This is a genomic window from Streptomyces sp. NPDC025721 (assembly GCF_055558595.1).
The window spans coordinates 126,449-140,633 of the sequence record NZ_JBVHMF010000002.1 but is presented as its reverse complement, the minus strand read 5'-3'; the positions used below and the strand labels follow the sequence as shown (position 1 = coordinate 140,633).

The window sequence follows — 14,185 nt, the reverse complement described above, 5'->3', positions numbered from 1 at the left end:
CCCGGCGGCGGTGCGGCTTCGACGACAACGGCGCGGACACGGTCTGTTCCACTCGCTCCCCCTCGGCCTGCGGCCTGGCTGGTGGTCCGGCCACCAGCATAAAGGGCGGCTCCCCACCGGCCCGTGGATCGCCGGAAGGTGGTCGCATGGCAACCGACACCACCGCGTCCCCTTCGAGCACGTCCGCCTCGGGCCCCGGCACGGGCCCCGCCTCGGGCCCCGCCTCGGGCACGACGGGCGCCCTGCGCGCCCCGGCTCCCCCACACCTCGGCATCCGCGCCAAGCTGGTGCTCCTCGTGCTCTGCGCCGCCCAGTTCATGATCTCCCTGGACTTCTCCATCCTGAACGTGTCGCTGCCCGTCCTCGGCTCCGACCTCGGTATGAGCAGGGCCAATCTCCAGTGGGCGGTGACCGCCTTCGCGCTTCCGTCCGGCGGATTCCTGCTGCTCTTCGGCCGGATCGCCGACCTGTACGGGCGGCGCCGGCTGTTCCTGACCGGTCTCGCGGTCTTCGCCGCCGCCTCACTGCTGGCCACCCTCGCCTGGAACCCGGCGGCCTTCCTGGCCGCGCGGGCCGTGCAGGGCCTGGGCGCGGCGGCCGTGGTGCCAACCGGCATGTCGCTGCTGACCACGACCTTCCCCGAAGGGCCGCTGCGGGAAAGGGCGTTGGGGATCAGCGGCACGCTGCTGTCGCTGGGCTTCACCATCGGCATGGTGATGGGCGGCACGCTCACCGACGCCTTCGGCTGGCGGTCCACGATGGCGCTGCTGGCCGCCGCGGGGGTCCTCGTCCTGGCCGCCGCGCCCGCGCTGCTCACCGAGTCGCGGCACCCGCGCCGCCCGCGGATCGACGTACCCGGCGCGGTCACCGTGACCGGCGGGCTGCTCGCGGTGATCTACGCGCTGTCCACGGCCGCGCAGCGCGGCTTCGGCGGCGCCGACGTGATCGCCGCCCTGGTGCTGGGCGTCGCGCTGCTGGCCGCCTTCGTGGCGGTGGAGTCGCGGGCCGCCGAGCCGCTGGTGTCGCTGCCGATGCTGCGCCGACGCACGGTGGCCTGGGGCAATCTGGCCGGGCTCGCCACCTTCTCGATGATGAGCACGGTGGTCTTCCTGCTCACCCTCTACCTCCAGGAGATCCGCGGCCTGTCGGCGTTCCGCACCGGCCTGGTCTTCGGTGTCCAGGGCGTGGCCGCGGCCGTCACGGGGATGACCGCGGCGCGGGTGATCGGCCGGATCGGCACCCGCGGCACGCTGCTGGCCGGTCTGGTCGTGCAGGGCGCGCTGACCGCCGTGCTGGTCCTGCTCGGCCCCGGCTCCTCCGGCACGTGGCTGGCGATGGCCGGGGTCACGCTGGCGTGCGTCGGCCACCTGTGGGTGATCGTCTCGTACGGGATCACCGCGACGTCCGGGCTGCCGGACCACGAACAGGGCCTGGCCACCGGACTAGTGACGAGCAGTCAGCAGATCGGTCTGACGGTCGGCATCCCGCTGCTCTCCGCGCTGGCGTCCAGCCGGGCGCACCTGCTGTCCGGTATCCACCTGGCGCTGGCGGTGGACGCGGCCGTGCTGCTCGCGGTGGCGGTCATGGTCGCGGTGGGGCTCGGCCGCGGCCGTACCGCCGGCGTCTGAGCGGCCAGGGCTCAGCTCTCCGGGCGGTCCAGGACGCGCAGCCAGCGGCCGTCCGGCTGGCGGCGGGCGACCTGGACCCGGCCGCCCGTGCCGTCCTTCGGGCGGGTGGAGGTCAGCGCGAGGTCACCGCTGATCAAGGTGGGCAGCGGCTCCTCGACCTCGAAGACCGGCTTGGCGGCGAGCAGCCCCGCGTACAGCTCGCGCAGCGCCGCCGTGCCCCGCGACGGGCGGTCGATCGGGAAGGCGACCACCGCGTCCGGTTCGAAGAGCTCCAGAATCCCTTCCAGGTCACCGGAGTTGACCCGCTCCACGAACAGCCGGGCGATGTCCTCCGGGTGGGTGGCGTAAGCGCGGTTCTCGGTCATGGTGTGGCGCTCCCTCGTGTGCTCCTCGGTTCCCCCGCTGTCCATTCTCGACGGCCCCCGTCCATAAGTCCAAGATCTGGATCTTCTGCGAGCTAGCATGTCCGGTTATGGAACTGCGGCAGCTCGAATACTTCGTGACGGTGGCCGACGAGGCGGGATTCACCCGGGCGGCGACCGCCTTGCACGTGGCGCAGCCGGGGATCAGCGCGCAGGTCAGACAGCTCGAACGGGAGCTGGGGCAGCCGCTGTTCGACCGCTCGGGCCGTACCGTGCGGCTCACCGAGGCCGGGCGCGCGGTGCTGCCGTACGCGCGGGCCGCGCTCGACGCCGTCGCCGGGGCGCGGCTGGCGGCGCAGGAGCTGACCGGGCTGGTACGCGGCCGGGTCGCGATCGGCACCGTCACCTCGCTGGGCGCCGACATGGACGTGCCGGGGATGCTCGCCGGTTTCCACGACGCGTATCCGGGCGTGGAGATCACGCTCGGCGAGGACACCTCGGACCGGCTGCTGGCCGGGCTGCGCGACGGGCGCTACGACCTGGCCTTCGCCGGGATCGCCGGGGAACCGCCCGAGGGCATCGGGACGCAGACGGTCATCGACGACGCGCTGGTGGCGGCCGTCGCGCCCGGCGACCCGCTGGCCGGGCGCCGGACCATGCCCGTCAAGGCGCTCGACGGGCGGCCCCTGATCGTCCTGCCCACCGGCACCGGGCTGCGGGCCGCCGTCGACACCGCGTGCGCGGCGGCGGGCTTCACGCCCCGGATCGCCTTCGAGGCGGGCAACCCGGAAGTCCTCGCCGCCCTCGCGGAGCGCGGCCTCGGCGTCGCGCTCCTGCCGGCCGGTCTCGCCGCCTCACGCCCCGGCCTGCGCGTCCTGCCGCTGACCCGGCCCGCGGTCCGCTCCCGGCTGGCGCTGGCCTGGCGGGAGCACGCGGGCGCGTCCCCCGCCGCCAAGGCGTTCCTCGCCCACGCCCGCCGCTTCCTCGCCGAGCGCACCCGCCCCTGACCGGCCGACCGTCCTCAGGAGCCCGGGGGTCTCAGGAGGCCGGGGGTTTCAGGAGCCCGGGGATCTCAGGAGCCCGGGGATCTCAGGAGGCCGGGACCTCCGCGACCGGGTCGACCCGGACGGTGTGGATACGGTTGCGGCGGCCCGCGGGCGCCTCGGCCGTCAGCCGCAGCGCGGCCGTACCGCGGTCGCCCGACCCGTCCTCCGGCAGCGGCACCACCGTGGTGGCACCGGGGATCGGGACCCGGCCGAGGGACTTGGCGAGCAGCCCGCCCACCGTCTCGACGTCGTCGTCGTCGAGTTCCACCCCGTACAGGTCACCGAGGTCGCCGATGTCCAGGCGGGCCGTGACGCGGTACGAGCCCTCGCCCAACTCCTCGACCGGGGGCGTCTCGCGGTCGTACTCGTCGGTGATCTCGCCGACGATCTCCTCCAGGATGTCCTCGATGGTGACGATCCCGGCGGTCCCGCCGTACTCGTCGATCACCACGGCCACGTGGTTGCGCTCCTGCTGCATCTCGCGCAGCAGGTCCCCGGCGTTCTTGGTGTCGGGCACGAAGGACGCGGGCCTGATCAGCGTCGAGACCGGCTCGGACTCCGACTCCCGGTTGATGTGCACCCGGCGCGCCAGGTCCTTGAGGTAGACGAAGCCGACGACGTCGTCCTCGCTCTCCCCGGTCACCGGGATACGGGAGAAGCCGCTGCGCAGCGCCAGCGTCATGGCCTGACGGATCGTCTTGAACCGTTCGATCATGACCAGTTCGGGCCGCGGCACCATCACCTCGCGGACGATGGTGTCGCCCAGTTCGAAGACCGAGTGCACCATGCGGCGCTCCTCGTCCTCGATCAGCGACTCGGACTCCGCGAGGTCCACCATCGCGCGCAGCTCGGCCTCGCTCGCGAACGGGCCGCGCTTGAAGCCCTTGCCGGGCGTCACCGCGTTGCCCAGCAGGATCAGCAGCCCCGGCACCGGGCCCATGACGCGGGCCAGCGGCAGCAGGACGTACGAGGCGGCGGTCGCGGTGTTCATCGGGTGCTGGCGGCCGATGGTGCGCGGCGAGACGCCGACGGCCACGTACGACACGAGCACCATGACGCCGATCGCGACGGCGAGGACTTCCCAGGTGCTGTCGAAGTGCCGGTCGCACACGACGGTGATCAGGACGGCCGCGGCCGTCTCGCAGCCGACCCGCAGCAGCAGGGCGACATTGAGGTAACGGGTCGGGTCGGAGGCCACGGCCAGCAGATTGGCGGCGCCCTTGCGGCCGGAACGCAGCGCGTCCTCGGCGCGGAAGCGGGACACGCGGGCGATGGCGGTCTCGGCGCAGGCGGCGAGCCAGGCGACGACGACCAGGACAACAGCGGAGACGATCATGCGGAAGTCACCGTCGGCGTCAGTGGGTGGTGGGCGCGGGCGACGGGCCCTCGGCCCCTTGCTCGTCGCGCCAGCCGTCCAGAATGGCCTTCTGCAGACCGAACATCTCGGCCTTCTCGTCGGCTTCCTCGTGGTCGTAGCCCAGCAGGTGGAGGACGCCGTGGACGGTGAGCAGTTGCAGCTCCTCGTCCATGGAGTGCTTCGTCGGCGCCTCCTCCGCCTGCTTCTTGGCGACCTCGGGGCAGAGCACGATGTCGCCGAGCAGCCCCTGCGACGGCTCCTCGTCCTCTTTCCCCGGACGCAGCTCGTCCATCGGGAAGGACATGACATCCGTCGGCCCCGGCAGGTCCATCCACTGCATGTGGAGCTGCTCCATGGCGTCGGCGTCCACCACGATCACCGACAGTTCGGAGAGCGGGTGGATTCGCATGCGCTGAAGGGCGTAGCGGGCGGCGTCCAGGACCGCCCGCTCGTCGATCTCCCAGCCGGACTCGTTGTTGACGTCGATCGCCATGATGGTGAAGTGGTTACTTTCCGTTGGCACCGGTCGCGCCGGCGATGCTGTCGTCGTAGCGCTCGTAGGCGTCCACGATGCGTCCGACCAGCTTATGGCGCACCACGTCCGTGCTCGTCAGCCGGGAGAAGTGGATGTCCTCGATATCGGTGAGGATGTCCTGGATCTGCCGCAGCCCGCTCTTCGTCCCGTTCGGCAGGTCGACCTGCGTCACGTCACCGGTGATGACGATCTTCGAGTCGAAGCCGAGCCGGGTGAGGAACATCTTCATCTGCTCGGCGCTGGTGTTCTGCGCCTCGTCGAGGATGATGAACGCGTCATTGAGCGTGCGACCGCGCATGTATGCCAGCGGGGCGACCTCGATCGTGCCCGCTGCCATCAGGCGGGGGATGGAGTCGGCGTCGAGCATGTCGTGCAGGGCGTCGTAGAGCGGGCGCAGGTACGGGTCGATCTTCTCGTAGAGGGTGCCGGGCAGGAAGCCGAGGCGTTCGCCGGCCTCGACCGCGGGGCGGGTGAGGATGATCCGGCTGACCTGCTTGGACTGGAGGGCCTGGACGGCCTTGGCCATGGCCAGGTAGGTCTTGCCGGTGCCCGCGGGGCCGATGCCGAAGACGATGGTGTGGGTGTCGATCGCGTCCACGTACCGCTTCTGGTTGAGCGTCTTGGGGCGGATCGTGCGGCCGCGGCTGGACAGGATGTTCTGCGTGAGGACTTGGGCGGGCGTCTCCGCGTCCGGGTCGACCGCCGTGCCGTTGGCCCTGAGCATGGCGATGGAGCGTTCCACCCCGTCCTCGGTCATCGGCTGGCCGGTGCGCAGCACCAGCATCATCTCGTCGAAGAGCCGCTGGACCAGGGCCACCTCGGGGGCTTCGCCGACGGCGCTGATCTCGTTGCCTCGGACGTGGATGTCGACGGCCGGGAACGCCTGCTCGATCACGCGGAGGAGAGCGTCTCCCGATCCCAGGACGGTCACCATGGGGTGCTTGGCCGGTACGACGAAGTGGGCGCGCGCCTGCTGCGGCGGCTGCGGCTGCTGCTTGGTCGGTGTCTGAGTCATGGGCCGGCGCTAGGGCCTGCTCATCCCGCTTTCTGCTGATCGGCAGGCCCGGAGGGGCCTGGGGGTTCCAAGCGTACGACGCCGCGCCGCGCCCGCCGAGGGGATTTGGCGGTGTGCCCGCGGCGGAAGGGGCACGGGGAGCCGCGTGGGCAGGAGCGCGGGCGAGGGTCCGGGCGGGGGCCGGGGAACGGCCCGCGGGGCGCGGGGAGCGGCTCGCGGACCGGGGCTCAGGCGGGGCGGAAGCCGACGGTGGGGACCGCGCGGCGCAGCGGCCAGGGCCGGGGGTCGGTGGGCAGCAGGGCGTCGAGGAAGGCGTAGCGGCCGAGCGGGGAGGCGGGGTCGCAGGGGCCCGGGTCCGCGGCGGCCCGCGCCCGCGCCTTCGTCTGCTGCCACCAGGCGGCGATCTCGGCCCAGCCGGGCGCGGACAGCGAGCCGCCGAACTCCTGCACGGACAGCGCCGCGCACAGCGACGCGAAGGCCAGCCGGTCGGCCAGCGGCCAGGCGGCGAGCGTGCCGGTCACGAATCCGGCGACGAAGACGTCGCCCGCGCCCGTGGGGTCCAGGGCCTCCACGATCAGGGCGGGCACCTCGGCCGTCTCTCCGCTGCCGGAGTCCACGGCGAAGGCGCCCTCGGAGCCGAGGGTCACCACGGCGAGCGGCACCCGTTCGGCCAGGGCCCTGGCGGCCTCGCGCGGGCAGGCCGTCCGGGTGTACCGCATGGCCTCCTCGGCGTTCGGCAGAAACGCGGCGCAGTGCCGTAGCCCATCCAGGTCTGCCGGGTCCCAGCGGCCGGTCTCGTCCCAGCCGACGTCCGCGAAGACCTTCGTCCCCGAGGCGGCGGCGGCCCCGATCCACTCCTGGTCCCGCTCCTGGTCGCCCGCCCTGCCGTGGTGCCCGAGCGACGCCACCGCCGCCCGCGCGGGCGGCGGGCAGGCGGGCACCGACTCCTGCGCGGGCGGCGCCTCGTGCCCGTGGCTGACCATCGTCCGCTCGCCCTCGTACGCCATCGACACCGTCACCGGCGAGTGCCAGCCGGGGATGCGCCGCGACGGCTTCAGGTCGATGCCCTCGCCCGACGACAGGCTGTCCCAGCAGTAGTCGCCGTACACGTCGTCCCCGAACGCCGCCGCCAGCGTCGTCCGCAGCCCGAGCCTCGCCAGCGCCGTCGCCATGTTCGCGATCCCGCCGGGGCTCGAACCCATCCCCCGCGCCCACGACTCGGTGCCGCGTACGGGCGCGCTGTCCAGTCCCGTGAAGATGATGTCCAGGAACACGGTGCCGGTCAGGTAGACGTCGGTCGCCGGGTCGCCCGCCGCGCGGAGCGTGCCGAGGGGGTCGAGAACGGGCATGTCGTCCATCCCGTCACTGTGCCACGGCGTCCGCGCCCGGGGCTGCACGTACCGCCACCTGATGTCGGTTGCCGCACCGCGGGGCCGGTGGGCGCGGCGAGCCCCCGCCGGGGGAAGATCCGGGGGACGACATCAGCCAGGCAGGACGGAAGGTCACCGCGCATGCGCCTGACGATTCTGGGAGGCGGCGGCTTCCGCGTCCCCCTCGTGTACCGAGCCCTGCTCGACGACCCCACGGTCAGTGACGTCGTGCTGTACGACACGGACCCGCGGCGGCTGCGGGTGATCACGGCGGTGCTGGCGACGATGCCGGGCGGCCCGCCGGTGCGGGCGACGACGGACCTGGACGACGCCCTGCGCGGAGCGCGGTTCGTCTTCTCGGCGATCCGCGTCGGCGGCACCGCGGGCCGCGTCTCGGACGAGCGGGCGCCGCTGGCCGAGGGCGTGCTGGGCCAGGAGACGGTCGGCGCGGGCGGGGTGCTGTACGGGCTGCGGACGCTGCCGGTCGCGACGGCGGTGGCGGAACGGGTCAAGGCGGTGGCGCCGGACGCGTGGGTCATCAACTTCACGAATCCGGCCGGGATGGTGACCGAGGCGATGAGCCGGGTGCTGGGCCCGCGGGTGATCGGGATCTGCGACTCGCCGGTGGGGCTGGTGCGGCGGGCCGCGCGGGCGGCGGGCGCGGACCCGGACGGACCGGGCTTCGGCTACGACTACGTGGGCCTCAACCACCTCGGCTGGCTGCGGAAGTTGACGGTCGACGGTACGGACCTGCTGCCGGGCCTGCTGGCCGACCCGGCGGCGCTCGGCACCTTCGAGGAGGGCCGGCTCTTCGGCCCCGAGTGGCTGGGCGCGCTGGGCTCGCTGCCCAACGAGTATCTGCACTACTACTACTTCCGGCGCGAGTCGCTGGCCGCGGTGCGCGCCGCGGACGCCACGCGCGGTGAGTTCCTGGACCGGCAGCAGGGCGCGTTCTTCGTCGCGGCCGATGAACAGCCGGGCCGGGCGCAGGAGTTGTGGGAGCGGACCCGGCTGGAGCGCGAGGAGACGTACATGGCGGACAGCCGTGCCGCGTCCGGCGGTTGGGAGCGCGACCCGCACGATCTGGACGGCGGCGGTTACGACCGGGTGGCGCTCGCGCTGATGCGGGCCATCGCGCGGGACGAGCGGACGACGCTGATCCTCAATGTGCCGGGCGGCGGGGCGGTGCCGTTCCTCGACCCGGAGGCCGTGGTCGAAGTGCCGTGCGAGGTCGGGGCGTTCGGGGCGAGGCCGCTGCCGGTGGCGGCGCCGGACGAGCACCAGGCGGGGCTGATGCTGGAGCTGAAGGCCGTGGAGCGGGCGGCGATCGAGGCGGCGGCCACCGGTTCGCGCCGGGCCGCGCTGCGGGCGCTCGCGCTGCACCCGCTGGTGGACTCCCCGGCGGTCGCGGCGCGAATCCTGGCGGCGGCGCTCCCCGACGACGGCCGACGCTGACGGGCGGGCGCCCGGCCGGCCCCATCCGGGCCGCCCGGCCGATCCGGGCCGCCCGGCGCAACGGCCCGCCCGGCGCAACGGCCTCTGAACTGCGGGTTAACTCAAGGGAAACGAGTTGACGGACCCCGCACTCGGTGCCACGCGCGTAGACCTCCCTTGACCAGCCAGGATCGACGGGTCTAGGTTCACCGGCACCAACCGAGCGTTGAAGGAGCACCGTCATGCCCCGAGCCCGACTCTCCGCCCGCACCCGCACCTTGGCCGTCGCCGTGGTCGCGGCGTCGCTGGGCGCCACGGTCTACGGAGTCGGCGTCGCCGGCGCCCACGATTCCGTGCCGCGCAGCGACAAGCAGATCCCCAACCTCACCGACGTGGTCAGTGAGATCAAGGCGTACTACGGCGACACCGTGGACGCCTCGGGCGAGCACTTCGCGTCGCCGAGCAGCAACTACGCCAAGCAGGTCGCGGGCATCGAGGCCAAGGCCAAGCAGTATCTGGCCCACGAGGTCGGCCACGGAGGCCACGGCGGCCACGCGGCCAAGCCCGCCATCGTGCTGGACGTCGACGACACCAGCCTGAACACGTACAACTACGAGCTGGAGGTGGGCTTCGCCTACACGCCCGCCAGCAACTCGGCGTACATCGCGAACAAGAACATGGACGCCGTCTTCGGCATGGAGAAGCTGACCAACTGGGCGGCGGACCAGGGCATCACGGTCTTCTGGGTCACCGGCCGCCCGGAGGCCCAACGCGCCGACACCGTACGGAATCTGGCCGCCGTCGGCTACAAGCCGGCCGCCGACGCCGCGCACCTCTACCTGAAGAACGCGGCCAGCCCGCCGTCGTACCTGCCGTGCGGCTCGACGTGCACGACCATCGAGTACAAGTCCGGTACCCGCAAGCACATCGAGTCGCTCGGCTACAACATCGTCGGCAACTTCGGCGACCAGTACAGCGACCTGACCGGCGGCTACGCGGACAAGTCCTTCAAGCTGCCGAACCCGATGTACTTCCTGCCGTAGGACGCGAAGAGGCGTCAGCCGAACGCGTACGCCTCCACCTCGGCCAGGCACGCCGCCCTGCGCGGCTCGTCGTGGTCGAGGAAGGCGGCGAGGAACGAATTGCGGGCCAGGGTGCGCTCGTCCTCCTCGGTGAGAGCGAGGGCGGCGCGCACCGCCGCGAAGTTGTCGTCCGCGTAGCCGCCGAAGTAGGCGGGGTCGTCGGAGTTGACGGTGACGCGCAGGCCCTCCGCGAGCATGCGCGGCAGCGGGTGGGCGGCCAGTGAACCGACGCAGCGCAGGCGGACGTTGGACAGCGGGCAGACCGTCAGCGGCACCTGTTCGCGGACCAGCCTGGCCACCAGCGCCGGGTCCTCAAGGCAGCGGATGCCGTGGTCGATCCGCTCCACGCCCAGCACGTCGAGGGCCTCGCCGATGTACGCGGGCGGCCCCTCCTCCCCCGCGTGCGCGACCCGCCGCAGCCCGGCCGCCGCAGCCCGCTCGTACACCTCGCGGAACTTCGCGGGCGGGTGCCCGACCTCCGCCGAGTCCAGGCCGACGCCGGTGATGAGGCCGGGGCCGGCGCCCGAGCCGAAGTACGGGCGCGCCGCCTCGAAGGTGTCCAGCGCCGACCGCTCGGACTCGTCCCGCAGGAAGCACATGATCAGGCCGCCGCTGATCCCGTGCCGCCGCCCCTCGCGCTCCAGCGCCCCGGCCAGGCCCTCCACGACCGTCCCGATCGGCACCCCGCGCGCGATGTGCGCCTGCGGGTCGAAGAACACCTCCGCGTGCCGTACGCCCTGCTCCGCCGCCCGCGCCAGATACGCGCCCATCAGCTCGGCGAAGTCCTCCTCGGTGCGCAGGACGGCCATCAGCGCGTAGTACAGGTCGAGGAAGGACTGGAGGTCGGTGAAGGAGTACGCCTGCCGCAGCGCCTGGGCCGTCGGGTACGGCAGCGCGACCCGGTTGCGCGCGGCGAGCTCGAAGGCCAGCTCGGGCTCCAGGGTGCCCTCGATGTGCAGGTGCAGTTCGGCCTTGGGGATGGGGGGCATGGCGGGGTTCGCTTTCAGGGGGTTCGGGCTCAGCGGCGGCGCGGGACCGGGACGCGGATCAGGTCGTGGGCGACGGTCAGCTCGCCCTGGTAACCGGCCGTCCTCGCCTGCCGCTCGAAGACGGCCGGATCGCCGTAGCGCTGCGAGAAGTGGGTGAGGACGAGGTGCCGTACGCCCGCGTCCCGTGCGACGGCGGCGGCCTGACCGGCCGTCAGGTGGCCGTAGTCGGCGGCCAGTCCCGCGTCCTCGTCCAGGAAGGTCGACTCGATGACCAGCAGGTCGCAGCCCTCGGCGAGGGCGTGGACCCCGTCGCACAGCCGGGTGTCCATGACGAAGGCGAAGCGCTGGCCGCGCCGCACCTCGCTGACCTGGTCGAGCGTGACGCCGTTGAGACCGCCGTCGCGTTGCAGCCGGGCGATGTCGGGACCCGCGACACCGTGCTCGGCCAGCCGCTCGGGGAGCATCCGGCGGCCGTCGGGTTCGACGAGCCGGTAGCCGTACGACTCGACCGGGTGGGAGAGCCGGCGCGCCTCCAGCGTGAAGGCGGGGGTCGTCGCGAGCACCCCGTCGGCCGCGACCGGCGCCTCGCGCAGGTCGGCGGCCTCGTGGTAGGCGGTGGCGTACCGCAGCCGCTCGAAGAAGCGCTGCCCACTGGCCGGGTAGTGCGCGGTGACCGGGTGCGGGACGCGGTCGAGGCTGATCCGCTGGAGCACACCCGCCAGGCCCAGCGAGTGGTCGCCGTGGAAGTGCGTGACGCAGATCCGGGTGAGGTCGTGCGCCGCGACGCCCGCGTGCAGCATCTGCCGCTGGGTGCCCTCGCCGGGATCGAAGAGGATCGCCTCGCCGTCCCAGCGCAGGACGTACCCGTTGTGATTGCGGTGCCGGGTCGGCACCTGGCTGGCGGTGCCGAGGACGACCAGTTCGCGTACCGACAAAGGCCGGACCTCAGACCAGCCGCTGGAGGTCGCGCCCGCCGAGCACGTGGGCGTGCGCGTGGAAGACGGTCTGTCCGGCGCCGGGGCCGGTGTTGAAGACGATCCGGTAGCCCGTCGTGTCGACCTTCTCCTGCGCCGCGACCTCGCCCGCCTCGCGCAGCACGTCGGCGGCCACCAGGGGTTCGGCCGCCGCCAGGGCGGCGCCGTCCGGGTAGTGCACGCGGGGGATCACCAGGACGTGGGTCGGGGCCTGGGGGCTGATGTCGCGGAAGGCGACGGTGGTCTCGGTCTCACGCACGATCGTCGCGGGGATTTCGCCGGCCACGATCTTGCAGAACAGGCAGTTGGCCTGCGGCTCTCCCGCCATGGTGGCGGCCCCCTTTTCGTACGGATACGGGTCGTGTGCATGCTATCCGCCGCTTGCGGGTCGGCGCTGTGCGGCTTGTCTTTCCCGCCCGCCCGCCCACCCGTGCGGGTGCTTTCTTCGTCTGCGGGTGCCGCCCGTGCCTCGTCGGTCCCGGCCCGGGGCACCTCCTCGGGCGACGAACCTGCGGCCACCTGCGCCCGCTTCTGCCCCTGCCCGTTCGTCCCCCTGCGGGGGCACCCCGGCCCGTCCCCTCCCGGTACGTCGGCGTCCGCCTGTCCGGTGGGGGTGGCCGGGGAAGGGGGGTGGGCGGGCTCGGGTACGTCGGCGCCCGACAATCCGGTGGGGGTGGGTGGGATCCCGAGCTCTGTGGATGCAGCTCCCGGCCGGGTTTGCGGCGCGCCAAGGTATCTCATAGCACCCGAATGGAAGTGGTACGTGGCGACGAATCACGCGCGTGGACGGACAGCCACGCGGCGATCGTGGACCTGTTCGCGGGCCATCTTCCGGCGGCGGACCGGTGGTAGGGCTTCTCCCGGGTGGCGCCCGTACCGGAGCTCTTCGTGGGGCGGGCCACGAAGGCCATTGTCAGAGGAGATTGGCAAGATTGCGGCCATGAATGTCACTCCCGTCACTCCGCCACGGCCGATCGACGTTGTCGCGGTCTTTCCCGAACTGGCCCAACTGGCCCGCACGACGACCCGCCTGCACCCCCGTCCCGGTGCGCCGACGCGGCACGACAGCTCGATCGGCGGGCCGCTGCTGTGGCCCGCCGACGAGCCGTGGCCGTACTGCGAGGAACCGCATGTGGTGGACGGCGTCAACCCGGTCCGGTCCCCGGCGGAGCTGCGGCAGGAACGCCGGATCTTCGCCGGCGCGTACGGCCGGGACCTGAACGCCGAGGAACGGGAAGCCCTTGAACGGATCCGGCCCCCTCGGACGCGTCCAGTGTGGCTGGCGGTTCAGTCGTACGACGGCCCCATAGAGATGCTGCCCGTCGCGCAACTGTACGCACGCGACGTGCCCGATCTGCGGCCGCCGGAGGGCAAGGACCTTCTGCAGGTGCTGTGGTGCCCCTTCGATCATCCGATCATGCCCAGGACCCTGCTCGTCTGGCGCTCGGCAGCCGCTGTCACCGACGTCCTCGACACGCCCCCCGAGCCGCCCGCAGTGCAGTTCGACGGCTATCTGCCGGAGCCGTGCGTGCTCGAACCGGAGCAGATCACCGAGTATCCCGACCATCTGGAGCTGAGCGAAGAACTGCGGGAGCGGATCAGGCAGTGGGACGTGCCGCAGGCGGCGGAGGAGGACATGGACCCGGACACGTACTACGACTGCGCGCTGTCCAACGCACCCGGCTGGAAGGTCGGCGGCTGGCCCGCCTGGGACTCCACCGACCCCGACCCGGAACGCTGCTCCGAGTGCGGTACCCGTATGGAGGTCCTGATGACCGTCGCCACGTTCGAGGAAGGGGACGACGCCGGGAACAGCTGGTCTCCGCACCCCCACCCCGGTGCCGGACCGTACCCGGGCCACCGCGGCTACAACGCGACCGGGGTCCAGATAGGCAGCGGCTACCGGCAGCATCTGTTCGTCTGCACGGCGAATGCCGAACATCCGCACATCGAGTTGATGACGTAGCCCGCCCGCAGTGTGCTGCCGGTGCGTCACCGTGGGGGCATGCCGCGATGCAGGATGTCCGCGAAGCTCGCGGTCCCGGACACCCGACAGATTTGTTGACCTGCAGGGACGTGACCTCCGACGCATGGAGTTCCGCGCAGGTGAGCGCTTGTGTCTGAGCCTCGGTTTTGGGTAGCTCTGGGTCCTGGGCTGGGGCTGAGGGAGACGGTTGCCGTCGGTGGCTCCAGCTTGGACGAGGTTCCGTTCGTCGGCCTGCCGCGGTAGGAAGTGGCGGCAGGATCAGCGGTTTCGGAAACGTGTGGCCGCGGAGTTGAGCGGGGCCGACCGGGCTGAGTGCGTGGAGTGCGGGGCGACGTGGGTCGTGGGGGTGGATCGCCGTTCGAACGCGATCTACTGCTCGCGGCGGTGTGTGACCCGAACCTGGGGG

At 72.4% G+C, this 14,185-nt stretch carries 13 protein-coding genes; 5 read left to right on the top strand and 8 right to left on the bottom strand.

Annotation, left to right across the window (positions count from 1 at the left end):
• Positions 1-146: 146 nt before the first annotated feature.
• Complete coding sequence (locus ACZ4EF_RS04590) at positions 147-1,628, top strand: MFS transporter (RefSeq protein ID WP_467502756.1); 1,482 nt, start codon at positions 147-149, stop codon at positions 1,626-1,628.
• Positions 1,629-1,639: 11 nt separating this feature from the next.
• Here ACZ4EF_RS04590 and ACZ4EF_RS04585 read toward each other — a convergent pair whose 3' ends face one another.
• A complete protein-coding gene (locus tag ACZ4EF_RS04585; protein ID WP_402712303.1) occupies positions 1,640-1,993 on the bottom strand; it encodes a YybH family protein in 354 nt (117 codons plus the stop codon).
• A gap of 107 nt (positions 1,994-2,100) precedes the next feature.
• Between ACZ4EF_RS04585 and ACZ4EF_RS04580 the strand changes: the two genes are divergently transcribed.
• Positions 2,101-2,997: a LysR family transcriptional regulator gene (locus tag ACZ4EF_RS04580; protein ID WP_355344509.1), complete on the top strand. Its 897-nt coding sequence runs from the start codon at positions 2,101-2,103 to the stop codon at positions 2,995-2,997.
• 82 nt (positions 2,998-3,079) lie between these two features.
• Here the strand turns inward: ACZ4EF_RS04580 and ACZ4EF_RS04575 are convergent, their stop codons facing one another.
• The 4 genes from ACZ4EF_RS04575 to ACZ4EF_RS04560 form a co-directional block, all read right to left on the bottom strand.
• Entirely contained in the window at positions 3,080-4,372 is a 1,293-nt protein-coding gene (locus ACZ4EF_RS04575; protein ID WP_391047492.1) for a hemolysin family protein, read from the bottom strand.
• A gap of 19 nt (positions 4,373-4,391) precedes the next feature.
• Positions 4,392-4,886, bottom strand: coding sequence for an rRNA maturation RNase YbeY (ybeY, locus tag ACZ4EF_RS04570; RefSeq protein WP_355344834.1), 495 nt, complete (start codon positions 4,884-4,886; stop codon positions 4,392-4,394).
• A gap of 13 nt (positions 4,887-4,899) precedes the next feature.
• On the bottom strand, positions 4,900-5,943 hold the full coding sequence (locus ACZ4EF_RS04565; protein ID WP_188280805.1) for a PhoH family protein: 1,044 nt from the start codon (positions 5,941-5,943) through the stop codon (positions 4,900-4,902).
• 227 nt (positions 5,944-6,170) lie between these two features.
• A complete protein-coding gene (locus ACZ4EF_RS04560; RefSeq protein WP_401304429.1) occupies positions 6,171-7,301 on the bottom strand; it encodes a carbohydrate kinase family protein in 1,131 nt (376 codons plus the stop codon).
• Between the two features lie 153 nt (positions 7,302-7,454).
• Between ACZ4EF_RS04560 and ACZ4EF_RS04555 the strand changes: the two genes are divergently transcribed.
• Both ACZ4EF_RS04555 and ACZ4EF_RS04550 read left to right on the top strand, forming a co-directional pair.
• On the top strand, positions 7,455-8,768 hold the full coding sequence (locus ACZ4EF_RS04555) for a family 4 glycosyl hydrolase (RefSeq protein WP_467502753.1): 1,314 nt from the start codon (positions 7,455-7,457) through the stop codon (positions 8,766-8,768).
• Positions 8,769-8,989: 221 nt separating this feature from the next.
• Positions 8,990-9,790 (top strand): HAD family acid phosphatase, encoded by an 801-nt coding sequence (locus tag ACZ4EF_RS04550; RefSeq protein WP_401304435.1) that lies wholly within the window; start codon positions 8,990-8,992, stop codon positions 9,788-9,790.
• Between the two features lie 14 nt (positions 9,791-9,804).
• On the opposite strand, the gene ACZ4EF_RS04545 is transcribed toward ACZ4EF_RS04550, so the two are convergent.
• Genes ACZ4EF_RS04545 through ACZ4EF_RS04535 form a run of 3 tightly spaced genes read right to left on the bottom strand, consistent with a single transcriptional unit; the run spans position 9,805 to position 12,120 of the window.
• A complete protein-coding gene (locus ACZ4EF_RS04545; protein WP_355344496.1) occupies positions 9,805-10,818 on the bottom strand; it encodes an adenosine deaminase in 1,014 nt (337 codons plus the stop codon).
• A 29-nt stretch (positions 10,819-10,847) separates the two neighbouring features.
• A complete protein-coding gene (locus tag ACZ4EF_RS04540) occupies positions 10,848-11,753 on the bottom strand; it encodes a ribonuclease Z (protein WP_391160282.1) in 906 nt (301 codons plus the stop codon).
• A gap of 10 nt (positions 11,754-11,763) precedes the next feature.
• Positions 11,764-12,120: a histidine triad nucleotide-binding protein gene (locus ACZ4EF_RS04535; RefSeq protein ID WP_355344491.1), complete on the bottom strand. Its 357-nt coding sequence runs from the start codon at positions 12,118-12,120 to the stop codon at positions 11,764-11,766.
• 612 nt (positions 12,121-12,732) lie between these two features.
• On the opposite strand from ACZ4EF_RS04535, the gene ACZ4EF_RS04530 reads away from it, so the two are divergent.
• A complete protein-coding gene (locus ACZ4EF_RS04530; protein WP_467502749.1) occupies positions 12,733-13,758 on the top strand; it encodes a hypothetical protein in 1,026 nt (341 codons plus the stop codon).
• Positions 13,759-14,185 lie beyond the last annotated feature (427 nt).

What these genes read in the sequence shown, in the direction of transcription:
- ACZ4EF_RS04590 (WP_467502756.1), top strand. Translation starts at nt 147, where the DNA reads ATGGCAACCGACACCACCGCGTCCCCTTCGAGCACGTCCGCCTCGGGC.
- ACZ4EF_RS04585 (WP_402712303.1), bottom strand. Translation starts at nt 1,993, where the DNA reads ATGACCGAGAACCGCGCTTACGCCACCCACCCGGAGGACATCGCCCGG.
- ACZ4EF_RS04580 (WP_355344509.1), top strand. Translation starts at nt 2,101, where the DNA reads ATGGAACTGCGGCAGCTCGAATACTTCGTGACGGTGGCCGACGAGGCG.
- ACZ4EF_RS04575 (WP_391047492.1), bottom strand. Translation starts at nt 4,372, where the DNA reads ATGATCGTCTCCGCTGTTGTCCTGGTCGTCGTCGCCTGGCTCGCCGCC.
- ybeY (WP_355344834.1), bottom strand. Translation starts at nt 4,886, where the DNA reads ATGGCGATCGACGTCAACAACGAGTCCGGCTGGGAGATCGACGAGCGG.
- ACZ4EF_RS04565 (WP_188280805.1), bottom strand. Translation starts at nt 5,943, where the DNA reads ATGACTCAGACACCGACCAAGCAGCAGCCGCAGCCGCCGCAGCAGGCG.
- ACZ4EF_RS04560 (WP_401304429.1), bottom strand. Translation starts at nt 7,301, where the DNA reads ATGGACGACATGCCCGTTCTCGACCCCCTCGGCACGCTCCGCGCGGCG.
- ACZ4EF_RS04555 (WP_467502753.1), top strand. Translation starts at nt 7,455, where the DNA reads ATGCGCCTGACGATTCTGGGAGGCGGCGGCTTCCGCGTCCCCCTCGTG.
- ACZ4EF_RS04550 (WP_401304435.1), top strand. Translation starts at nt 8,990, where the DNA reads ATGCCCCGAGCCCGACTCTCCGCCCGCACCCGCACCTTGGCCGTCGCC.
- ACZ4EF_RS04545 (WP_355344496.1), bottom strand. Translation starts at nt 10,818, where the DNA reads ATGCCCCCCATCCCCAAGGCCGAACTGCACCTGCACATCGAGGGCACC.
- ACZ4EF_RS04535 (WP_355344491.1), bottom strand. Translation starts at nt 12,120, where the DNA reads ATGGCGGGAGAGCCGCAGGCCAACTGCCTGTTCTGCAAGATCGTGGCC.
- ACZ4EF_RS04530 (WP_467502749.1), top strand. Translation starts at nt 12,733, where the DNA reads ATGAATGTCACTCCCGTCACTCCGCCACGGCCGATCGACGTTGTCGCG.